This window comes from Microbacterium sp. NPDC019599 (genome assembly GCF_040632175.1).
Lineage (GTDB): Bacteria > Actinomycetota > Actinomycetes > Actinomycetales > Microbacteriaceae > Microbacterium.
In genome coordinates this window covers 1-21733 of the sequence record NZ_JBEYBL010000001.1, presented here as the reverse complement: position 1 = coordinate 21733, position 21733 = coordinate 1, and the positions used below count along the sequence as shown (strand labels likewise).

The 21733-nt window shown below is 70.3% G+C and carries 14 protein-coding genes and 1 tRNA gene; 3 read left to right on the top strand and 12 right to left on the bottom strand.

Going from position 1 to position 21733, the window contains the following annotated elements:
• Positions 1–72: 72 nt before the first annotated feature.
• Positions 73–804, bottom strand: coding sequence for an ABC transporter ATP-binding protein (locus ABZ477_RS00075; protein ID WP_360126003.1), 732 nt, complete (start codon positions 802–804; stop codon positions 73–75).
• 49 nt (positions 805–853) lie between these two features.
• Positions 854–2317: an ABC transporter permease gene (locus ABZ477_RS00070; protein WP_360126000.1), complete on the bottom strand. Its 1464-nt coding sequence runs from the start codon at positions 2315–2317 to the stop codon at positions 854–856.
• Between the two features lie 191 nt (positions 2318–2508).
• Between ABZ477_RS00070 and ABZ477_RS00065 the strand changes: the two genes are divergently transcribed.
• Together ABZ477_RS00065 and ABZ477_RS00060 are read left to right on the top strand one after the other, a co-directional pair.
• A complete protein-coding gene (locus ABZ477_RS00065; RefSeq protein WP_360125997.1) occupies positions 2509–3243 on the top strand; it encodes a response regulator transcription factor in 735 nt (244 codons plus the stop codon).
• 92 nt (positions 3244–3335) lie between these two features.
• Positions 3336–4793, top strand: a complete 1458-nt coding sequence (locus tag ABZ477_RS00060; protein ID WP_360125994.1) for a HAMP domain-containing sensor histidine kinase — start codon at positions 3336–3338, stop codon at positions 4791–4793.
• A gap of 55 nt (positions 4794–4848) precedes the next feature.
• Here the strand turns inward: ABZ477_RS00060 and ABZ477_RS00055 are convergent, their stop codons facing one another.
• The 4 genes from ABZ477_RS00055 to ABZ477_RS00040 form a co-directional block, all read right to left on the bottom strand.
• A complete protein-coding gene (locus ABZ477_RS00055; RefSeq protein WP_360125991.1) occupies positions 4849–6426 on the bottom strand; it encodes an FAD-dependent oxidoreductase in 1578 nt (525 codons plus the stop codon).
• On the bottom strand, positions 6423–7289 hold the full coding sequence (locus ABZ477_RS00050) for an FAD:protein FMN transferase (RefSeq protein ID WP_360125988.1): 867 nt from the start codon (positions 7287–7289) through the stop codon (positions 6423–6425). Before ABZ477_RS00050 ends, ABZ477_RS00055 begins: the two co-directional genes overlap by 4 nt.
• A 5-nt stretch (positions 7290–7294) precedes the next feature.
• Positions 7295–7783, bottom strand: coding sequence for an FMN-binding protein (locus ABZ477_RS00045; RefSeq protein WP_360127844.1), 489 nt, complete (start codon positions 7781–7783; stop codon positions 7295–7297).
• Positions 7784–7895: 112 nt separating this feature from the next.
• Positions 7896–10607 (bottom strand): HAD-IC family P-type ATPase, encoded by a 2712-nt coding sequence (locus tag ABZ477_RS00040; RefSeq protein WP_360125985.1) that lies wholly within the window; start codon positions 10605–10607, stop codon positions 7896–7898.
• A gap of 563 nt (positions 10608–11170) precedes the next feature.
• On the opposite strand from ABZ477_RS00040, the gene ABZ477_RS00035 reads away from it, so the two are divergent.
• Positions 11171–12658, top strand: coding sequence for a DUF222 domain-containing protein (locus ABZ477_RS00035; RefSeq protein WP_360125982.1), 1488 nt, complete (start codon positions 11171–11173; stop codon positions 12656–12658).
• 49 nt (positions 12659–12707) lie between these two features.
• On the opposite strand, the gene ABZ477_RS00030 is transcribed toward ABZ477_RS00035, so the two are convergent.
• The 6 genes from ABZ477_RS00030 to ABZ477_RS00005 form a co-directional block, all read right to left on the bottom strand.
• Positions 12708–13742 carry a ribose-phosphate diphosphokinase gene (locus ABZ477_RS00030; protein ID WP_360125979.1) on the bottom strand — a complete coding sequence of 345 codons (1035 nt, stop codon included), beginning with the start codon at positions 13740–13742 and terminating at the stop codon, positions 12708–12710.
• Positions 13732–15189, bottom strand: coding sequence for a bifunctional UDP-N-acetylglucosamine diphosphorylase/glucosamine-1-phosphate N-acetyltransferase GlmU (gene glmU, locus ABZ477_RS00025; protein WP_360125976.1), 1458 nt, complete (start codon positions 15187–15189; stop codon positions 13732–13734). Before glmU ends, ABZ477_RS00030 begins: the two co-directional genes overlap by 11 nt.
• A gap of 1 nt (position 15190) precedes the next feature.
• Positions 15191–15262, bottom strand: a tRNA-Gln gene (locus tag ABZ477_RS00020).
• A gap of 99 nt (positions 15263–15361) precedes the next feature.
• Positions 15362–18967 (bottom strand): glycosyl hydrolase 53 family protein, encoded by a 3606-nt coding sequence (locus ABZ477_RS00015; RefSeq protein ID WP_360125973.1) that lies wholly within the window; start codon positions 18965–18967, stop codon positions 15362–15364.
• A gap of 52 nt (positions 18968–19019) precedes the next feature.
• Positions 19020–19949, bottom strand: coding sequence for a sugar ABC transporter permease (locus ABZ477_RS00010; protein ID WP_360125970.1), 930 nt, complete (start codon positions 19947–19949; stop codon positions 19020–19022).
• On the bottom strand, positions 19949–21574 hold the full coding sequence (locus ABZ477_RS00005; RefSeq protein WP_360125967.1) for an ABC transporter permease subunit: 1626 nt from the start codon (positions 21572–21574) through the stop codon (positions 19949–19951). Before ABZ477_RS00005 ends, ABZ477_RS00010 begins: the two co-directional genes overlap by 1 nt.
• Between the last annotated feature and the right edge of the window lie 159 nt (positions 21575–21733).

Below are 21733 nucleotides of genomic sequence, written 5' to 3'. Positions count from 1 at the left end.
CGAGACTTCACGAACGGGGCACGACACGCCGTCGCACACCCCGTTCGTGAAGTCTCGCGGGAGGTGGGGCGGTCAGCCGCGCGTGATGTCGCGGACAGTGCCCTTGTCCAGGCGCAGACGGCGACGGGCGCGGCGGGCGACCGCCGAGTCGTGGGTCACGACGATGAGGGTCAGGCCCTCCGCGTTGAGCGACTCCAACACCGCGAGGATCTCGTCGCGCATGTGCTCGTCGAGATTGCCCGTGGGCTCGTCGGCCAGCAGCACGCGGGGGCGCTTGACGATCGCCCGGGCGATCGCGACACGCTGCTGCTGACCGCCGGACAGCTCACCGGGCCGGTGGTCGCCGCGGTCTGCGAGGCCCACGTGGGAGAGCGCCTCGGTCACCCGCGCCAGGCGCTCCGCCTTGGACAGGCCGAGCGGCTCGAGCGCCATGTCGACGTTCTCGTGGGCCGTGAGCGTCGGGATGAGGTTGAAGCCCTGGAAGACGAACCCGATCTCCTCGGCGCGCAGGCGTCCGAGCTGCGCGTTCGAGGCGGTCGCGGCATCCGTCTCGCCGATGACGACCGATCCGGTCGAGGGGCGATCGAGGGCCCCGAGGAGCTGGAGCAGCGTCGACTTGCCGCCGCCGGTCGGGCCCTGGATCGTCACGAAGTCGCCTGCGGCGATCTCGAGATCGACGCCCGTCAGGGCCTTCACGATGCGGTCCTTCTGCTGGTAGGTGCGCGTGACCCCGGTGAGCCGGTAGATCGGCGCAACGGGCGCCTCGGGGCTGAGCTCGGCGGGCGAGCTGTCGATGATCGTCATGGCTGGATCTCCTGTCGTGGGTGACTGTTGCGGAATGGTGTTCATGGCCTCAGGCCACCGAGCGCAGCGCTTCGGCGGGGCTCAGGCGCGCGGCGCGCCACCCGCCGAAGGCTCCCGCGATGAGTCCGCCCGCGACGGCGAGACCGACGGCGGCGACGACGACCCACAGCGTGAGGGGTGCGGTGAGGACGATGTCCGTCGCGGTCTGGGACATCGCCTGGAAGATCCCGCCGCCGGAGCCTCCGCCTCCGGGGCCGCCGGCGAAGCCGTCCTGCGCTGCGGGAGCCGACGAGATCGTGGGCTGGATGACGTTGATCGCGAAGATGCCCGCGAGTCCGACGACGAGGCCGATGGCGCCGCCGATGAGCCCCTGCACGACGGACTCGCCCGCGACCTGGCCGACGACGCGGCCGTTGGACCAGCCGATGGCCTTCAGGGTGCCGAACTCGCGCGTGCGGCGCGAGACGCCCGAGATCGTGAAGAGCACGGCCAGCACGACCGCGACGGCCAGCACGATGATGGACAGCCACGTGCCGAGGTTCGTGATGAGCGACGTCGCGCTGGACAGGGACCCCGAGACGGTCGAGGCGAGGTCGGACTGCGAGCTCACCGTCGCGTCGGGCAGCTCGGCCTCGATCGCCGACTGCACGGCCGAGATCTGGTCGGCCGACTCGGCCTGCACGTACACCGTCGACACGACGTCGCCGGCGCCGGAGAGGTCCTGCGCGACATCCAGCGGGATGTAGACGTTCGCCGCGGTGTCGGCCGAGCTGCCCGTCGAGGAGATGATGCCGACGATCTCCATGTCGGTGCCGCCCACGTCGATCGTGTCGCCCACGGCGAGATCGCTCGAGGTCGCGTACGTCTCGTCGAGCACGGCGACGAACTGTCCTGCGTCGGACGTGTCGAGGGCTCGGCCGTCCACGACGTCCACGGCCGAGAGCGGGCCCACCTCGGTGTTCGCCGAGTCGATGCCGAGGACGCTGAACGCATCGACGTCGAACGAGCCGCCGCCGAAACCGCCCTGGCCGCCGCCCTGCTGCGCGCCGTCCTGCGGGGGCTGCTGGCCGTCGGTGCCCTCCGTCGGCCGCTGCGGGAGCTCGCCGTCGAAGGTCGTGTTCGTGAGGGAGAGGGCTCCGGATGCCGCCTCCACCCCGTCGACGGAGGCCACCGTGTCGACCGTCGACGACTCGAGCGTGCCGCGCATGAAGTCCGTCATGAGGCGCGACTGGCTGAGGTTCGTCGTGCCGTCGTCGGAGGTCTCCCCGCCGTCCTCGTCGAACTCGAAGCGCGGACCGCCGCCTTCGCCCGGCTCGGCCTGCGCGCCCGTCACCGTGAGGTCCGTGCCGACGCCGTAGACCGACTCGAGCGCCTGCGCCTGAGCGGCGCTCACTCCCGCCGACAGGGCGTTGACGATGATGACGAGGGCGATCGCGATGGCGAGGCCCGTCGCGACGATGATCGTCTGCTTCTTGCGGCCGGCCAGCTCCCGCCGCAGGTAGGTCCAGTACATGAGTCTCCTCTCGGCAGGCAGGGGGCCGGCCGTCGGGATGACGCTATGGAGGCCGTCGATGCGACCGATCTGGGAAGCCTATGAGTGGGTTATGCGCGAGGACGCGGCATCCCGATCGCGTCGCCCGTTTCACAGGAGGCGCATAGGATTCGCCATAGGAACCGCATAGGTTGGCGGCTCAGGATGGTGGCATGACCGTGACAGCTCCCTCTCCCGCTCTGCGCCGACCCGACGGCTCGCCTCTTCGCGTTCTGGTCGTCGACGACGAGCAGATGCTCACCGACCTGCTCTCGATGGCGCTGCGGATGGAGGGCTGGGAGGTCCGCACCGCGGCATCCGGCTTCCAGGCTCTCCAGGCCGCCCGCGACTTCGATCCGGACGCCATGGTGCTCGACATCATGATGCCCGACCTCGACGGCATGGCCGTCCTGCAGCGGCTGCGTCAGTCCGGCAACGACGTCCCCGTCCTGTTCCTGACGGCCAAGGATGCTGTCAGCGACCGCGTCGCAGGACTCACCGCCGGCGGCGACGACTACGTCACGAAGCCGTTCAGCCTCGAAGAGGTCGTCGCGCGGCTGCGCGGACTCATGCGCCGCGCCGGGACGGCGCTCGCAAGCGACGCCGAGCCGATCCTCCGCGTCGGCGACCTCTCGCTCAACGAGGACAGTCACGAGGTCGAGCGCGCCGGCGAGCAGATCGAGCTCACGGCGACCGAGTTCGAGCTCCTCCGCTACCTCATGCGCAACCAGCGCCGCGTCGTGTCGAAGGCGCAGATCCTCGACCGCGTGTGGAACTACGACTTCGGCGGGCGCTCGAGCGTCGTCGAGCTCTACATCTCGTACCTGCGCAAGAAGATCGATCAGGGCCGCGAGCCGCTCATCCACACGGTGCGCGGCGTCGGCTACATGATCAAAGCGCCCCAGTGACGATCACGACCACGGCCATGACCGCCACGGAAGCGCCCCCTCCCCCGCCGCCGTCGCGGGGACGGCGGCCTCTGAGCCTGCAGACGCGGCTCATGGTGACGATCACGGCGATCGTCGCCCTGATCCTCGTCGGCATCGCCGTCGCGATCAGCGCGTCGCTCGGGCAGATCCTGCAGGAGAACCTCGACACCAAGGTGCAGGATGTCGCGAACGTCACCGCGGCGACCCACGCGCGCATGCAGGGCCCGCCCGTCGCCGGCGCGGAGGTCACGGCGTACGACGTCCTGAGCGAAGTGCGCCAGCAGGGCACCCTGTTCGTGGTGAGCCCCTTCAACGGCACGCCCACGGGCGCCGTGGTCGAGGACGACGGCACCGTCACGGAGCTGACCTCCGTTCAGGTCGACGAGGTGCTCGACGCGATCCAGCATCCCGGCCTCGACTCCGTCACGATCGACGGCCTCGGCGAGTACCGCGTCTACGCCTATCAGCTCCAGTCGTATGTCGGCGTGGTCGGCCTGCCGCTGAGCGAGGTGCAGAAGACGCTCGCGCAGATCGTGACGGCCGTCCTCGTCGTGACGGCGGCCGGGCTCGTCCTCGTCGGCGCCGCCATCGTGCTCATCGTCCGCGCGGGACTGCGGCCGCTGCACGCGGTGGCCGAGACAGCGACGCGCGTCGCGTCCCTGCCGATGTCGGAGGGCGCGGTCTCGATCGACGAGCGCGTGCCCGCTGAGGAGGCGGACGACCGCACCGAGATCGGACGCGTCGGGCACGCCCTGAACACGCTCCTCGACCACGTCGGCGAGTCGCTCGACGCGCGCCAGCGCAACGAAGAGCGCATGCGCCGGTTCGTCGCCGACGCGAGCCACGAGCTGCGCACGCCGCTCGCGTCGATCCGCGGGTATTCGGAGCTCTCCCTTCGCGCGATCCGTCAAGCCGAAGCATCCGGAATGCCCTTCGAGGACACCGCCGAGACGACGGGACAGTCCCTCGAGCGGATCCAGGCGCAGTCGCTGCGCATGACGACGCTCGTCGAGGACCTCCTGTTGCTCGCGCGCCTCGACGAGGGGCAGGAGCTCGTCTACGGCAGCGTGGACCTGACGAGGCTCGCGATCGAGGCCGTGGAGGATGCCCGTCCCGCCGGACCCGACCACGTGTGGCAGCTGGAGGTCGGTGAGGAGCCGGTCGTCGTCGCAGGCGACTCGACGCGCCTGCACCAGGTCGCCGCCAACCTTCTCGCGAACGCGCGCACGCACACGCCGGCCGGAACGGTCGTCACGGTGAGCGTGGCGCGCGACGGCCACGACGCCGTCCTGCGCGTGCACGACGACGGGCCCGGCGTCGATCCCGGCATCCGCGACGAGCTCTTCGAGCGCTTCTCTCGGGGCGACCGCTCCCGCGCGCGCAAGACGGGCGGGACGGGGCTCGGCCTGTCGATCGCCAGCGCGATCGTCTCAGCGCACGACGGGACGATCACCGCCCGCAGCCAGCCAGGCGACACGACGTTCGAGGTGCGCCTGCCCGCGCGGCCCGCCGACCCCGCGGCATCCTGACCCGGCCCGGTCGTTGAGCGAGCGGAGCGAGACCAAGCGCCTCGAGCCCGGCTGATCAGTAGCCCGAGAAGGCGTCGGTCGTGATCGACCGCGCCTTCTCGAGCGCGGGTGCGAGCTCGGCGATGAGGCCGGGCGCGCCCGAGATGTAGGCGTGGCGGGACGCGATGTCGGGCACGACCCGCAGGAGGCCGTCGGCGTCGAGGCGCACGCCGCGCGCCCACATCCAGTGCGACGGCAGGTCCTTCGGCAGATCGCGCGTGAACACGATGACGGGGATGCCGGATGCCTCGAGCTCTTCGCGGAAGGCCAGCTCCGAGGCATCCGACGCGACGTAGACGAGCACGACGTCCCGGTCCTCGCCCGCGAGGCGCAGGTGGCGCAGCTGCGACGCGAAGGGCGTGATGCCGATGCCGGCCGCGACCATGAGGACGGGGCTCGTCCCGCGCTTGGGCAGGACGAAGTCGCCCCACACGCCCGTGACCGCGAGCCCGGCCCCGGGCTGCACCTCGGCGAGGGCCTTCTTGTACGACGACTGCGGCTTGGCGCCGGGGCCCGACATCTCGCGGAAGGCGACGGTGAGCTGAGGCAGATCCTCGGGCGCCGACGCGATGCTGAACTCGCGACGCGTGCCGCGGGCATCCGGATGGCGATGAGGCACCTCGAGCTCGAGGTACTGGCCCGGGATGAAGGCGAGCCTGCTGTGCGTGCGGAACGTCAGCTGCCGCACCGTCGGCGTGAGATCCGTGCGCGCGATGAGCGAGAGGCGGACCGCCGAGCGCAGCGAGAAGGCGAAGACGAACGCGACGGCATTGCCGACGAGGAGCGCGCGCTCCTGACCGAGCGTGATCTCGCCGAGGGAGATCGGCCAGCCGGCGAGGACGCCGACGACGGCGGCGATCGTGAACTGCTGCCAGCGGCGCGGCGGGAGCGTCAGCGGCTCGGAGAGCATGAAGGCGCCGAGGAAGAGGAACGGTGAAGCCCACAGGATCTGCCAGAACACGTCGGAGGCTGGGAACTCGATTCCGAGCGTCTGGTACTGCACCGCCACCCGCATGAACGCGACGACGACGGCGATGACGAGGAACACGGCGACGACGCGGACCTTCTCGGTCCGCAGAAGGACGAGGAGCCCCAGGATGACGACGGGCGCCGCCAGGACCGGCGTCCCGATCCACCACGACGACGCGCCGAGCCCGGGCAGCCAGATGCTCAGCACCGTGAGGACCGTCGCTCCGACAGCCGCCGGGTTGAAGATGTGCCGCCCGCGCCACGCGAGGAGGTACTTCGAGGCGGAGGCGACGATCCCGGCGATCGCGATGCCCGCGAGCGCCGCGAGATCGAGCGTCGGCCGCAGGACGAACAGCAGGATGTGCGCCGTGATGAGCGACGACTCGATGCGCCACGGGAGTTTGAGGATCGCCTGGGCCGCGGCATCCGTCGCGGCGCACACGGCCGAGAGGAGGGCGAGAGTCGCGACGAGTTCGAGCGGCTGCGGCGCGATCGAGCCCGTGAACGACACGAGGAAGGCGATGACCGCGAGCGCCGCGAGCGCGAGATAGACGAGGCGGTACATCGAGACGCGCCCCAGCACCGCGAAGACGCGGTTCCACAGGGCCGTGAGGGATCCGATCACGTGAACAACTCTGCCTTACTGCCGGGCGACCACTCGACGCGGCCGTCCGTCGTCATGCGCACCCAGTCGACGCCCCACTCGTGCGCGAGCCGAGGGCCGCCGTCGAAGAAGAGCGCCGTCGCGACGGCATCCGCCCGCATCGCCGTCGGCGCGATCGCCCACGTCGCCGCGATCGTGCGGACGGGCTCGCCCGTGCGCGCGTCGAGCACGTGATGCAGTCCGTCGCCCCAGGCACGCCGGTTCGTCGCGGACGCGCAGAGCGCGGCATCCGTCACTTCCACGACCCCGATGGCGCGACGGGGGTCGTACGGATGCTCGAGCCCGATGCGCCGCGCGGGTCCGCGCACCGCGAGATCGCCGCCGGCGTCGACGACCAGGTCATCCGCCGCCCACGGCGCAAGGGCCGCAACCACGAGGTCGACGAGGCGGCCCTTGCCGAGCGCCCCGACGTCGAGGACGGCGGGCTCGCTCAGGGCGAGCTCGTCGGCGGACCACGTCAGGATCCCGCGCCAGGCGGCCGGCGCGGCTGCCGGTCCGTGGTCGGCGAACGAGTACACCGGGTCATAGCCGCGTCGCGCGAGCGCGTCGCCCACGAGCGGGTTGACGGCGCCGTGCGTCGCGTCGGCGAGGTCGGCGTAGAGCCCGAGCATCGCGCCGGCATCGGCCGGCGCAGGGGCCGCGCCCCCGCCCGCGAGGCGGGAGACGACCGAGTCGGGACGGAACCGGGACCACTCGGCGTCGAACGACGCGATGCACGCCGTGACGGCGCTCCGCGCAGCCGGTGGCAGGGCCTGAGGGGTCTCGATCTCCCACACCGTCCCGATGGCGTCGAAGCCCCACACCGAGCGGGCATCCGGGCTCATCGGCGTCAGGCGGCGGCTTCGGACTTGATCTGCTCGATCGCCTGGTTGAAGCCGCCGCTCGTGAGGGACGAGCCGGCGACACGGCTGACCGAGATCTCGTCGATGTCCTGGCCGACGACGACATCGGCGATCCCGCCGATGAACTGGCCCTGGTACTGCTCGGACTCGCGCGCCTGCGGGTCGCCCGACACGTCGACGGACGTGATGACGTCGTCCTCGAGTGTCACGGTGACGGTGATCGTCTCGACGGCCTCCGGTGTCACGTACGAGCCCTCGGCCGTGTACGTGCCGTCGGCGTAGCTCGCGTCGCCGCCCGAGCCCGAGCCCGAGCCGCTGTCTGTGGTCGAGCCGGTGTCTGTGGTCGAGCCCGCGTCGGACGTCGTGTCGGAGCCGGAATCGGCGGCGGAGCACCCGGCCAGGGCGATGATTCCGACGACACCGACGGCAGCGGCGCCGGCGCGGACGGAGCGGGGTACGGCGGCGGTGCGGATCATCATGGTCCTCCTTCGTCGGTGCCTCGCGGCGGGTCTCATTCCACGCTAAAGGACACGGTGCGAGGGCCCGGCCGGTTCAGCTATGAACCCCTTGTGAATTCAGCCGCATGGATCAGCGCCGGCGGCGGAAGAGGCCCTTCAGGATCTCGACGGCGAAGAAGATGACGATCGACAGCCCGATCGGGAGGATCCACGACGTCGCAGCGAGCGGCTCGGACTCGAAGAGCGTGTTCATGACGGGCACGTACGTGTAGAGCAGCTGCAGCACGATGAGCGCCCCTGCCGAGATCCAGATCATGCGGTTTCCGCGGAAGACGTCGAGAGTGAGGCTCGAGCGCGTCATGAACCGGCAGTTGAGCAGGTAGGCGAGCTGCCCGAGCGCGAGCATCAGGACGGCCTCCGTGCGTGCGTAGTTCACGTCCACGCCGCCGGCTGCGACGCCGTAGAACACCCCCATCGCGGCACCGCCGATCAGGAACGACACGATGAGGATGAAGGCGAGCTCCTGCAGGTTGATGATCGGCCCACCGCTCTTGCGGGGCGGGCGCTTCATGATCCCGCGCTCCGCCGGCTCATAGGCCAGGGCGAGCGAGAGCGTCACGGCCGTCACCATATTGACCCACAGGACCTGGACGGACGTCAGGGGCAGGGTCAGACCGAAGACGACCGCGACGAGGATGACGAGGGACTGCGCGCCGTTGGTCGGCAGCAGGAACACCACGGACTTGCGGAGGTTGTCGTAGATGCGCCTGCCCTCCGCGATGGCGCTGCGGATCGTCGCGAAGTTGTCGTCCGCGAGCACGACCTCGGCGGCCTCCTTCGTCGCCTCCGTGCCCTTGATGCCCATCGCGATGCCGACGTTCGCGCGCGTGAGGGCGGGCGCGTCGTTGACGCCGTCGCCCGTCATGGCGACGACCTCCTCGTGGGACTGCAGCGCGCGCACGATGCGGATCTTGTGCTCGGGGCTCGTGCGCGCGTAGACGTCGACGTCGCGCACGACCTCCTTGAGCTGGTCCTGGCTGAGGGCCTCGAGGTCGGCCCCGGTCAGGACCCGGACGTCCTCGCCCCGGACGAGGCCCATCTCGCGTCCGATCGACAGCGCGGTGCCCGCGTGATCGCCCGTGATCATCTTGACCTTGATCCCGGCCGTGTGGCAGTCCGCGATGGCGTCGATCGCCTCGGGGCGCGGCGGGTCGACGATGCCCCACAGCCCGAGGAACTCGAGGTCCTGCAGATCGTCGACCGCGAGCTCGTCCGAGCCGGACCGGACGGCCTTGCGCGCCGCCGCGAGCACCCGCAGCCCCTGCGCGCTCAAGTCGTCGATCGCGGCCCCCCAGCGCACGAGGTCCAGCGGCTCGGCGCCCGCGGCGCCGCGCTGCGTGAGGGAGCGCTCGAGCAGGCGGTCGGGAGCGCCCTTCACGAGGATCGCGCGCGAGCCGTCGGCCCCCTCGTCGAGGGTCGCCATGAACTTGTTCGCCGAGTCGAACGGGATGACTCCCACCCGCCGCGAGCCGCCCGGGTCGAGGCGGCCCTTCATCGCGACGACCTTGAGCGCACCCTCGGTCGGCTCGCCCACGAGCGACCACGCGGGCGCCGATCCTGAGCCTGTCGAAGGGCCGGACTCGACGATGTGCGCGTCGTTGCACAGGGAGGCGACCGCGAGGATCGCCGTCAGGTCTCCCCCGGCCTTCGCGTCGGCCTCGGGGACGATCTCGCCGTCCGGGTCGTAGCCGAGGCCCGTCACCTCGTAGCTCGCGAGCGGCGTGACGATCCGGCGGACCGTCATCTCGTTCTTCGTGAGCGTGCCGGTCTTGTCGGAGCACACCGTCGTGACAGAGCCGAGAGCCTCGACGGCGGGCAGCTTGCGGGTGATCGCGTTCTGGCGGGCCATCTGCTGCACGCCGAGCGCGAGCGTGATCGTCACGAGCGCGGGAAGGCCTTCCGGGATCGCCGCGACGGCGAAGCCGATCGCCGCCGAGATGAGCTCGTCGAAGGGCATCTGGTGGAGGAACCGGCCGATGAGCAGCATCGCGGCGGCCATGCCCAGGATGACGATCGTGAGCACGCGGCCGAAGTCGTCGAGCTGCCGCGTCAGGGGTGTGGCGAGCGCCCCGGCTTCGTCGGCGAGCGTCTGGATCTTGCCGATCTCGGTCGTCGTGCCCGTCGACGTCACGATGCCCCGGCCTTGCCCGGCCGAGACGATCGTCCCGGAGAACGCCATCGAGCTCCGGTCGCCGACGCCGGCATCCGTGTGGACCGGGTCGACCTCCTTCGACGACGGCACCGACTCGCCCGTCAGCGCCGATTCGTCGATCCGCAGCTGGAACGCCTGGAACAGCCGGACGTCGGCGGGCACCTTGTCGCCCGGCATGAGCCGGATGACGTCGCCGGGGACGAGCTCGGCCGCCGGCACCGTGACCCAGCCGCCGTCGCGGCGCGCGTGCGCCTCGGCGGACAGCATCCCTCTGATCCCCGCGAGGGCCTTCTCGGCGCGGCCCTCCTGGATGTAGCCGATGACGGCGTTGATGATCGCGACGGCCATGATGACCCAGAAGTCCAGCCAGTCGCCCATGACGGCCTTGATGACCGCGGCGGCCAGCAGGATGTAGATCAGGGTGTCGTTGAAGTGCGAGAGGAACCGCACGACGGCGGGCTTGCGCTTCGGCTCGGGCAGCTCGTTGCGCCCTGCGAGGGCCAGGCGGGCTGCGGCATCCGCCGAATCCAGACCGGACTTCCGCACCCCGAGCTCGCGCACGACCTCGTCGACCTCGAGCGCGTAGGGGCGTGCGACGACGAGCTGTGCCTCAGTGAGCTGCGGTGCCATGGCGGTCCCTTCGACAGGGTCAGGCTATGGCACGTTCCGCCCGCCGGGGTCACTACCACTCCGGGCCGGCCTCGCACGGTCGCCGACCTCGTCGCGCGTGAGCCCGATACTCATCTCCGGTCGTTGACCAAGCGACGCGAGACGAGACGTGCGGACCCAGGGCCGCGCTGCCGATCGCTGAGCTTGTCGAACTCGAGCCCGCCGCCGGGCGCGCCTTCGACCCTTCGACAAAGCTCAGGGATCGGGACTCAGGGATCGGGGAGCCCCGGGGACCGTACCCCACGCCTCGGTCGTTGAGCGAGCGAAGCGAGACGAAACGCGTGAGCCCGGCGTCGGCGTGGTGGCACCCATCGGCTCCGGCCGCATCGTCTCGGTTGCTTCGCTTCCTCACCCGACGACCCATCCCCACCCGATCGCTGAGCTTGTCGAAGCGTCGAACACGAGCCCGCCGGCAGGGCTCGGGTTTCGACCCCTCGACAAGCTTGCGGATCGGGGTTGGAAAGTTCGCTTGAACGGGGATTACCAGCATCCGGGATGTCGGAACCCCTCGTCAGAATAGGGTCATGGAAGCCCTGCTCGACACCCTCCGCGGCACCGTCGAGCAGCTCCACGACCTCACCGATCAGGGCCTCCGCGGCGGCGCGATCCGCACGTCGTCCGACGCCGACTTGGTCGACGCGCTCCGCATCGCGGGTGACGCCGCGCGGCTGGTCGACGCACTGCTGGTCGAGGGCGCGGGCGAGGTGGCCCGTCGTTCCCGGATGCCCGAACGCGACTTGCGCCTGTCGACAAGGATGGGCTGCCACGACGTCAACGAACTCCTGCAGCGCCTCACCCGCCTCGCCCCGTCCTCCACCGCACGACTGCAGCGCGCCGCGCGCGCCGTGCTGGTCGAACACCGCCTGGACGGCGAGGAACTCCCCGCGACGCTGCCCGCGATGCGCGAAGCACTGATCGACGGCCAGGTCGGTCTGGACGGCCTCCTCGCGGTGGCCGGGCCGTTGGAGGCGATGGGCGACCGGGTCGGCCGGGAGGACCTGCTCACCGCCGACGCCGTGCTGGCCGCCGAGGCCCGCGGGGAGGGGCCCGATGCCGCACCCCCGGCCTGCGCCGACCTGCTCCGCGTGCAAGCCCTGGTGTGGGCGGCGGCGCTGGACCAGGACGGCCCCGAACCCCGCGAACAACGCGCCACCCGGCTGCGCGGCGTCTGGTTCGGTCGGGAGCGCGACGGGATCATCCCGATCAAGGGCGCGCTGCTGCCCGAGGTCGCCGCGCAGTTCCAGCGGATCTGCGACGCCACCGGGTCACCCCGCGCATCCGGCAACGGGGTGAGCTTCCACCCCGACGCCCTCGAGGCGGACCCGGTCCTGCCAGACCCGCGCACCACCGCGCAACGCACCCACGACGCCCTGGCGACGGCCCTGTTCACCGCCGCATCGAGCGAACTGCTGCCCACCCTCGGCGGCGCCGCGCCCACCCTGGTCGTCTCCGTCCGGCACGAAGACCTCCTCGCGGGCACCGGGTGGGCGCACGTGGACGGCGTGACGGAGCCGGTGTCCATCGCGGCGGCCCGGCATGCGGGGTGCGCCGGCGTCATCCAACGCGTCCTCCTCGGCGGCAACGGCCGGATCATCCGGATCGGGACCGAGGAACGCGTGTTCAACAAGCACCAGCGTCGCGCCATCGCCCTCCGCGACGGGAACTGCATCATCCCCGGCTGCGGCGTGCCCGCCGCCTGGTGCGAAATCCACCACGTCACCGACCACGCCCAAGGCGGCCCCACCCACACCGACAATGGTGTGCTGCTCTGCTGGCACCATCACCGGTTCATCGACACCGGCACCTGGAAGATTCGGATGAACCACGGCATCCCGAAATCCAAGCCCCGAAATGGCACGACCCCAGCCTCCGGTGGAGACCCGTCACCACCTCCCCGACGCACCTCCGCGACCGCACCGTCAGACGCACCTGAGCGGATGTCGCCCCAGCACCGTGCGCTCAGGAGACGTCGCTACGTGGTGGTCGCGCGACGCCTCGCCGCACGGCCGTGACACCATCGCGCGACGACGCGAATTCGAGCCGCGTCCGGTTTCGACGCGATCAGGCCGCGCCGTCGAACATGCTGGTGACCGAGCCGTCCTCGAACACCTCGTGGATCGCGCGCGCCAGGAGCGGCGCGATCGGGAGGATCGTGAGGTTCGGGAAGCGCTTCTCGGGCGGGAGCGGGATCGTGTCGGTCACGACGACCTCGTCGATCGCCTCGCTCTGCAGCTTCTGCGCGGCGGGGTCGCTGAAGATGGGGTGCGTCGCGGCGACGATGACCTTGACGGCGCCGTTCGCCTTGAGCGCCTCGGCCGCCTTCACGATCGTGCCGCCCGTGTCGATCATGTCGTCGACGAGGAGGCACACGCGGCCGTCGACCTGGCCGACGATCTCGTTGACGGTCACCTGGTTGGCGACGTTGGGGTCGCGGCGCTTGTGGATGATCGCCAGCGGGGCGCCCAGGCTGTCCGACCACGTGTCGGCGACGCGGACGCGGCCCGTGTCGGGCGAGACGACCGTGAGCTTGGCGCGGTCCTCGTCGCTGAGCGTGTTCTCGAAGTACTCGAGGAGGACGGGCTTGGCGAAGAGGTGGTCGACGGGGCCGTCGAAGAAGCCCTGGATCTGTGCGGCGTGCAGGTCGACGCTCATGACGCGGTCGGCGCCCGCCGTCTTGAGCAGGTCGCTGACGAGCCGGGCGCTGATGGGCTCGCGCCCGCGACCCTTCTTGTCCTGTCGCGAGTACGGGTAGTACGGCGCCACGACGGTGATGCGCTTCGCGGAGGCGCGCTTGGCCGCGTCGAGCATGATGAGCGTCTCCATGAGCCACTCGTTGACCGGCGGGCCGAAGCTCTGGATGAGGAAGAAGTCGCAGCCGCGGATGGAGACCTCGAAGCGGGTGAGGATCTCACCCGACGCGAACGTGCGGTACTCGGTCGGCACGAGCTCGGTCCCGAGCGACGCCGCGACATCCGCCGAGAGAGCGGGGTGAGACCGGCCCGACGCGACGACGAGCCGCTTCTTGGTCTTGGCGACCAGTCCGGGTGCGATGTCGTTGTCGCGGTCGAGATCGACCGTCTTCCTCTTACGACCCATCGTCCGCCTTCTGTGCGGACCGGGCACGGGCGGCGACGTCGGCCGCTCCCGTTCCCGGTCGGTTCTTCTCGACCCACCCCTCGATGTTGCGCTGAGGAGCGACGCTCAATGCCAGTGCGCCGGCGGGGACGTCCTTGCGGATGACGGCCCCGGCGCCGGTCTTGGCACCATCACCGATCCTAACGGGCGCCACGAAGACGTTGTGCGAGCCGGAGTGCACCTCGTCGCCGATCTCGGTGCGGTGCTTGGCGAGGTCGTCGTAGTTCGCCGTGATGGCGCCCGCGCCCAGATTGACGCCGCGTCCGATCGTGGTGTCGCCGACGTAGGACAGGTGCGGGACCTTGCTGCCCTCGCCGATCGTGGAGTTCTTCGTCTCGACGAACGTGCCGATCTTGCCGTCCACCGCGAGGACCGTGCCCGGCCGGAGGTACGCGAACGGGCCCACGCTCGCGCCTGCGCCGATCACCGCGAGCGTCGCGTCGGCACGCCGGACCGTCGCGCCCTCGCCGATCTCGCAGTCCACGAGGCTCGTGTCGGGGCCCACGATCGCGCCCGTCTCGATGACTGTCGCACCGAGGATGTGCGTGTTCGGGAGGATCGTCACGTCGGGCGCGAGCTTCGCGTCGACGTCGATCCACGTCGTCGCGGGATCCAGGATCGTCGCACCCTCGAGCTGCCAGCGCCGGACCGTGCGGGCGTTGAGGATCCGCGCCGCCTCGGCCAGCTGCGCGCGGTCGTTGACGCCTAGGGCGGCCGCCGCATCCGGGGCCGTCGAGACGGCCATCGGCAGGTGGGCCTGGTAGAGGAGCCCGACGACGTCGGTGAGGTACTTCTCACCCTGCGCGTTCGCGGTGCCGACGATCGCGAGGTGCTCGCGCAGCGCGCCCGCGCGGAAGACGTAGACGCCGACGTTGATCTCGGAGACGGATGCCTCGTCCTCGGTCGCGTCCTTCTGCTCGACGATCCGCTCGAGGTCGCCCGCCGAGCCGCGGATGATGCGGCCGTAGCCCGTCGCGTCGTCGACGTTCGCGCTCATGACGGTCACGGCCGCCCCGGAGTCGCGGTGCTCCGCGACGAGGGCGGACAGCGCGTCGCCGTCCAGCAGCGGCACGTCGCCGCTCAGCACCAGGATGTCGCCGTCGAAGGCGTCGAGCTGCGCGAGCGCGATCTCGACCGCGCGGCCCGTGCCGGGCACCTCGTCCTGATCGACGACGAGAGCGTCCGGCGCCGCGGCCAGGACGGCTTCGGCGACGAGGTCGCGCTCGTGCCGGACCACGACGAGGATGCTGGCCGGCGCGAGGCGGTGGGCTGTGTCGAGGACGTGTCCGACGAGCGGGCGTCCGCCGATGCGGTGCAGTACCTTCGGCAGCGCGGACTTCATGCGCGTCCCCTGCCCCGCGGCGAGGACGATGACGGCGAGCCCGGGATCGGCGGCGGTGTTCGACATGCTCCGCCGCCAGGACTCGAACCTGGACCTAACAGCTCCAAAGGCTGTCGTGCTGCCATTACACCACGGCGGATCGGCGGCCCTCGGGGCGGCCGTCGTCCAGTCTGCCATGGTCGCACTGGACGCTCGGTGAGGGGTCCCGGATGCGCACTCGGCATCCGGGACCCCCGGCTCAGCGCTTCACCGTGACTGCGAGCGTCTTGCTGGAGGTGATGCCCGCGTCGTTCAGGAATTCGACCCGGTACGAGTGCGAGCCCTTCGACTGGCCCACGACCGCGAGAGTCGCGGCCTGCGCGCCCGGCGACTTGGCGACGAGGGCGCCGGTGGCCACGACCACGCCGTCCTCATAGAACCGGTAGCCGGTCGCGTTCGTGCCCCACCACAGGTTCGCCGTGACGGTGTACGTGCCGTCGCCGTCGTGGTTGTCGTGGCTGAGGACCGGGATGCCGGGCTTCGCGTCGGTCACGGTCACCGTGACCGGCGAGACGGCCGTCGTCCCCTTCGAGTTGACGAGCTCACCCGTGTAGACGTACGAGCCGTCCTTGCGGCCCGACACCGGCACGACCGCCGACTGCGCCGACACGCCGCCGTACGTGAGCGGCACGGCCGCGATGAGCGTCCCGTTCTCGTAGAGCCGGAACACCGACGCGTTCTCGCCCCACCAGAGGTTGAGCTTGACGTTGTACGAGCCGTCCTTGAGGCCCGTGTCCCAGCCGTTGTCGTGCGACAGGACCCCGCGCGCGGGTGCCGTCCGCGAGCCGTCGTCGATAGGCACGAGGCCGCCCAGGGCGAGCTCGAGGGCCTTGCGAGCCCCCGCGACGTCCGCGGCCGAGGGCCAGTCCGCGCCCAGCACGATGCGCGCGCTCTCGAGCGCCGACACCACGCGGGCCGCGGTCGCAGGCTGGTAGCCCGAGAGGTCGCGGGCTGCGGCCGCCTCGACGTCCGCCTCCAGCGCCGACGTGTCCACGACGGGGCCCACGCGCTCGAGGCGCACCTCGTCGAGCGTGCCCCACGCGTTCGCGCTCAGTGCGAGCTTGGCGGAGACCGTCACGACGCCGTCGGCCCCGACCGTCACGGGAGCAGTCGTCCCGGTGCGGAACACCTGCCACCCGGCGAGCTCGAGCGGTGCCGACGCCGATCCCGACGAGGTCGCCGCCGTGAGCGTGACCGTGTCGCCGGCAGCGGCATCGCCACCCTGGGTCGTGGCAGACAGGGTGTACTCGCCCGCCGGCACGCCCGTGATGCGCTGGCTGACGGTCGCGGTGTAGGCGCTGTCGAGCCAGAACTTCACCGCACGGGCGCCGGCTGCGGCATCCGTCGTCGCCTCGATCGCGGCGCCGGTGCCCGTCAGGATCCACATGGAGGTGTCGGCGTCCTCGAAGCCGGGATTGGCGACCCACTGGCGCGCCTTCACAGTGATCTTCGCGGTGACGTCGCCTTCGGCATCCGTCGTCCCCGGAATCGTGTACGAGCCGGGACCCTTGATCTCCGACACCGCGTCGGACCAATCGACCGGGATGCTGTCCGCCGCGCCGTTCCATCGCACGACGTCGACGGTGCCGGGGAGGGCGATGGGCTCGCCCTCGACCGTCTCGACCACGACGGGTGCGACGGTCGGCGCAGGCTCGTCGCCGGCGAGCTCGAGCGCGTCGAACGCGGCCTCGAGGTGGGCGAGGGCGTCGTCGACGAGCTGCTGGCTCGGGCTCGTCGCCGCCAGCACGACGTCGGCGACGTCGAGGGCGTCGTCGAGCTCGGCGAGCGACTCCGGCGTGGCCGCGTCGCGCACGACGAGGTCGGCGCGCTCGATCGCCGCCTCGAGCGCATCCGTGTCCGCCGCGGTCGCGGCCTTCACGAGCTGGACGTCGTCGATGGTGCCCCACGATCCGGCGGGCAGGGTCGCCGAGATCCGTACCGTCACGGTGTCGCCTGCGGCGACCATGACGGCGTCCGTCGTCGGCGTGGACCAGTTGCGCCACCCGTTCAGTCCGAGCGGCGCGCTCGCGCTCTTGCCGCCGGGAGCGCTCGAGAGCGTGAGCTGGACGCCACCCGTCGTGCCGGTGTTCTGCCCCTGCGTCGAGGCTGACGCCGTGTAGGTGCCCGCGGCGAGGCCCGTCACCGTCTGCGTGAGGGTGAACTGGAAGGCCGAGCCGGAGTAGAAGTGCGACGAGCGCGTGCCCGTCTTCGGGTCGTCGGTCGCCCGGACCGTCAGGCCGGTGCCGGTCTTGATCCACATGCTGACGTCCGTCGCCTCGAAACCCGGATTGCGCAGGAAGTTCTGCGCGAGGACGGTGACGGTCGCCGTGGTGGCGTGACCGGATGCTGTCTTCCCCGCGATCGCGTACGTGCCGGGCCCCTTGATCCAGACCGCCGACTCCGACCACGTGACGGCCTCCGCCTCGGACGAGCCGTCGTTGTAGGTGACCTTGACGGTCGCCGGCAGGGCGATCGCCTGGCCGTCCGTGAACGTCACGGCGGGGGCTTCGACATCCGTCACCTCGCGCGGAGCGACGGCGCCCGTGCGGGCGTACGAGAAGACGTTGAGCGACTCGAGCGGCGTGCCGTCGAAGGCGAAGAGACCCTGGTTCTCCCATGCGGAGCCGCCGTAGTACACGCCTGCGTCCGCGGGGTCGTACTCCGCTGCGAAGCTCGACGCCCAGCCCGAGCCGTACTGCTCCCACAGGAGCTTGTTGGCGGCCAGCTGGGACGGCGGGCCGACGGGGAGCCACGCGGGCTCCCAGTAGAAGACGCCGATGCCGGCCGTGCCGACGTTCGCGACGGCCTGGATGACGTCGCGGACCGCGGTGGCCTGGCCCTGGACGCTCACGGGGTACTGCGTCGCCTCGGACGGCAGGTCGATGACGTTGCCGTGGCCGTCGCCGTCCTCGAGGGTGTACGCCCAGCTCGTCTCGGCGACCATGACCTTCTTGCCGTAGGTGTCGGCGACCTGCTTGAGGACCGAAGTGAGGTTCGAGAGAGTCCCGTGCCAGTACGGGTAGTACGACGACGCGAAGACGTCGTAGTCGACTCCGTACGTCTGGAGGTTCGCGGCGTACCCCGCGTAGCGCCCCGAGGTCTCGGGGTTGGTGAAATGCACCGCCACGAGCGCGTCGGGGAAGACGGTGCGGACGGCCGCCGAGCCGGCCGAGAAGATCTTCGCCATGTTCGCGAATCCCGTGACGCCGGCGACGCCGTTGTTCGTCTCGTTGCCGACCTGCACCATCTCGACGTTCACGCCCGCGTCCTCCATCTGCTGGAGCGCGTCCTCGGTGAACTCCTCGACGGCCGCGGCCTTCTCGTCGACCGTGAGGGCCGTCCACGCCTTGGGCGCCTTCTGCTTGCCCGGGTCGGCCCAGAAGTCGGAGTAGTGGAAGTCGACCAGGACGCCGAGTCCGGCATCCGTCGCGCGCTCCCCGATCTCGACGGCGCGCGCGACATCGACCGTTCCGCCGCCGTAGCCCTTCCCGTTCGCGTCGAACGGGTCGTTCCAGAGGCGCACGCGCACATCCGTGATGCCGTGGTCGGCCAGCACCTGGAACAGGTCGGCGGGCTGCCCCGCGTCATCCCTGAAGACGACTCCCGACTCCTCGAGGGCGATCGCCGATGACACGTCGACGCCGTTGACGAAGTCGGCGGGCAGGTTCTCGACCTTCTGGACGACGATGCCGGCCTCCACCGGCCCGTCGTCCGCGGCGGCGGGCACGGCCAGGCCTGTCGTGGCCAGGGCGGCCACGGTCAGGACTGTGACCGGTCCCAGGATGGCGCGAACGCGATGATGCATGATCTCTCCGATCGACGGTGACAGAAGGATGCGGGTGGGCGGCCCGCGAAGACTAGCCCTTGACAGCCCCTGCGGTGAGGCCTCCGACGATGTAGCGCTGCAACGACAGCACCAGGACGGTGATCGGGATGGCACCGATCACTGCGCCGGCCGTGAACAGGCCCCAGTTCGCGGCGAGCTGGTCCGACACCCATTGGTACATGCCGACGGCCAGCGTCCAGTTGTCCTCCGACACGAGCACGACCTTCGCGATGACGAAGTCGCCGAACGTCGAGATGAACGACAGGAGGGCGACGACGGCGAGGATCGGGGTGACGAGCGGGAAGATGAGCCGCCAGAAGATCACGGCGTGCGAGGCGCCGTCGATCTTGGCGGACTCATCGATCTCGATCGGCACCGTGTTGAAGAACCCGTACAGCAGGAACGTGTTGGCGCCGAGCACGCCGCCGAAGTACACGCAGATGAGCGAGAGCTTCGAGTCGAGGCCCAGCGACGGGATCACGGCGCCGAGCGACAGCAGCATGAGGAAGATCGCGATGAAGGCAAGAGCCTGCGGGAACATCTGGATGATGAGCAGCGTGCCGAGGCTCGCGCGCCGCCCGGTGAACCGGAAGCGCGAGAACGCGTAGGCCGCCGACGCACCCATGAGCACCGACCCGACGGCGACCGCCGTGCAGATGATCAGGGTGTTGAGCACCCACGTCCAGTACATCGTGTCGCTCAGGGCGGCGTAGTTGACGCCGGAGATCTCGCTGAACAGCGCGGTCGCCGCCGACAGCGTGCCCCGGGGATTCAGCGACGCCGAGAGCACGTATGCGAGAGGGAACACGGCGTAGAAGATGATCACGAGAGCGAGCAGGTACTTCCAGCCGACGTCGAGGATCCAGCGGCGGCGTCGAAGACCCTTGCCTCCCCGGGCGGGCGCCGTGACCGGCACCTTACCGGTGAGGACCGGGATGACGGTGGAGTCGTTCTTGGCCATCACTGGAACTCCTCGAGCTTGCGGGTCTGACGGAAGGAGAAGAAGGCGATGATCCCGACGAACAGGAACGCGATGATCGACAGCGCGCTCGCCAGGCCGTAATCGGCCCTGCCCCCGGAGACGCCCGAGATGTCGTAGATCGCCGAGATCAGAATGTCGGTGTAGCCCAGCGCGAACGGTGCGCCCGGTATCGCCGGGCCGCCGTTGTTGAACATGTAGATGACGGTGAAGTTGTTGAACGCCACGGCGAACGACGAGATCGCCAGCGGTGCCGTCGATACGAGCAGCAGCGGGAAGATGATCGACCGGAAGCGCCGGAACTTGCCTGCCCCGTCGATCTCCGCCGCTTCGAGTGCGTCCTGCGGGATCGCCTGCAGCGCGCCCGTGCAGACGAGGAGCCAGTAGGGATAGCTCAGCCATACGTTGACCCAGACGACGGCGATGCGCGCGAGCGTCGGATCGCCGAGCCAGTTGATGTTCGCGCCGCCGAAGAAGATGTCGTTGATGACGCCGAACTCGGCGTTGAACATGCCCTTGAAGACGAGCGCCGACATGAACGCCGGGAAGGCGTACGGGAGGATGAACACGACCCGCATCCACTTTCGGCCCTTGACTCTCGCGTCGTTGTAGATGAGCGCGATGACGAGGCCCAGTGCGAAGGGGATGACGACCGACAGCACCGACCACACGATCGTCCACCCGCCCACGATGAAGATGGGCTCGGCCAGCTCGGGATCGGTGAACAGTCGCGTGAAGTTCTCGAATCCGACATTGACGGCCCACCCGGCGGGGAGCGCCGAGCCGTCGTCGGCGACGAAGCTTCCGTGGTCCGTCGCGTGGTAGACGGTGCCTGTCGTCGTGTCCGTGATGGTCTGCGCCTGCTCGTCCCACACCATGGTCGACAGATAGACAGCCGCCGTGACGGCGTCGCGCGTGCGCAGCGACCCTTCGTTGGGATCGTCGGACACCGGCACGCGGAGATCGACGACCTGCTGCTGCAACGCGGGGTCCGACAGGAGCTCATTGCGGCTGACGACCTCCCAGCCCTGGACTTCGCTCGGTGCTCCGCCTCCGGACACCTCGCCGGCGTCCTGCAGTGGCTGCTCCTCGGAGCCGACGCGCACGGTGCCCTCGTCGTTGATTGCGAACCCGAGGACGCCGAGCTGCTGGACGACGGTGAGCGGATAGCTCGGCGAGCTGTCGACGCGACGCTCACCTTGGATCAGGGCGGCCTCGACGGCCTGTTCCTGCGTTCCGGCGTGGCCCGTGCCATAGTTCGTGAAGGCGATGTAGGCCGTGTAGGCGAAGATGAAGATCTGAAACGTGAAGAGGAACACGAGCCCTGGAAGCAGGTACTTCAGCGGGATCGTGCGCTTCGAGAAGTAGATCCAGTCCGCGGCCGCGACGATCACGACCATGCCGACGAGGATGAACCAGTTCTCGACGCGGAACGCCGAGTAGATGACGAGCAGTCCGAAGGCGTTGATGAGCGCCATCAGGACGAGCTTGACGACGAAGCCCCATCCACCACCGCGCCAGTTGCGCGCGTGCGACTCGCGGACGGGTCGGTCCGGCGCTTCGCCGGGAGGCGCGGGCGCCTGCGTGGTGGTCTGATTCACAGACATCCTGGTCTCTTTCTCTCTCGTCGCGCTCGGGGAGGAGGGTGCCGTGGGGGGGGGGGGGGGGCCCCCCCCCCCCCCCCGCGGGGGGGGGGGGGGGGGGGGGGCCCGGGTCGGGTGATAGAAATGTTAAGAGGTAAGGACGGGAGGGGGGGGGGGGGGAGT

Excerpts from the sequence above, each read along its gene's own strand:
- ABZ477_RS00075 (WP_360126003.1), bottom strand. The coding sequence starts at position 804 with ATGACGATCATCGACAGCTCGCCCGCCGAGCTCAGCCCCGAGGCGCCC.
- ABZ477_RS00070 (WP_360126000.1), bottom strand. The coding sequence starts at position 2,317 with ATGTACTGGACCTACCTGCGGCGGGAGCTGGCCGGCCGCAAGAAGCAG.
- ABZ477_RS00065 (WP_360125997.1), top strand. The coding sequence starts at position 2,509 with ATGACCGTGACAGCTCCCTCTCCCGCTCTGCGCCGACCCGACGGCTCG.
- ABZ477_RS00060 (WP_360125994.1), top strand. The coding sequence starts at position 3,336 with ATGGTGACGATCACGGCGATCGTCGCCCTGATCCTCGTCGGCATCGCC.
- ABZ477_RS00050 (WP_360125988.1), bottom strand. The coding sequence starts at position 7,289 with ATGAGCCCGGATGCCCGCTCGGTGTGGGGCTTCGACGCCATCGGGACG.
- ABZ477_RS00045 (WP_360127844.1), bottom strand. The coding sequence starts at position 7,783 with ATGATCCGCACCGCCGCCGTACCCCGCTCCGTCCGCGCCGGCGCCGCT.
- ABZ477_RS00040 (WP_360125985.1), bottom strand. The coding sequence starts at position 10,607 with ATGGCACCGCAGCTCACTGAGGCACAGCTCGTCGTCGCACGCCCCTAC.
- ABZ477_RS00035 (WP_360125982.1), top strand. The coding sequence starts at position 11,171 with ATGGAAGCCCTGCTCGACACCCTCCGCGGCACCGTCGAGCAGCTCCAC.
- ABZ477_RS00030 (WP_360125979.1), bottom strand. The coding sequence starts at position 13,742 with ATGGGTCGTAAGAGGAAGACGGTCGATCTCGACCGCGACAACGACATC.
- glmU (WP_360125976.1), bottom strand. The coding sequence starts at position 15,189 with ATGTCGAACACCGCCGCCGATCCCGGGCTCGCCGTCATCGTCCTCGCC.
- ABZ477_RS00015 (WP_360125973.1), bottom strand. The coding sequence starts at position 18,967 with ATGCATCATCGCGTTCGCGCCATCCTGGGACCGGTCACAGTCCTGACC.
- ABZ477_RS00010 (WP_360125970.1), bottom strand. The coding sequence starts at position 19,949 with ATGGCCAAGAACGACTCCACCGTCATCCCGGTCCTCACCGGTAAGGTG.
- ABZ477_RS00005 (WP_360125967.1), bottom strand. The coding sequence starts at position 21,574 with ATGTCTGTGAATCAGACCACCACGCAGGCGCCCGCGCCTCCCGGCGAA.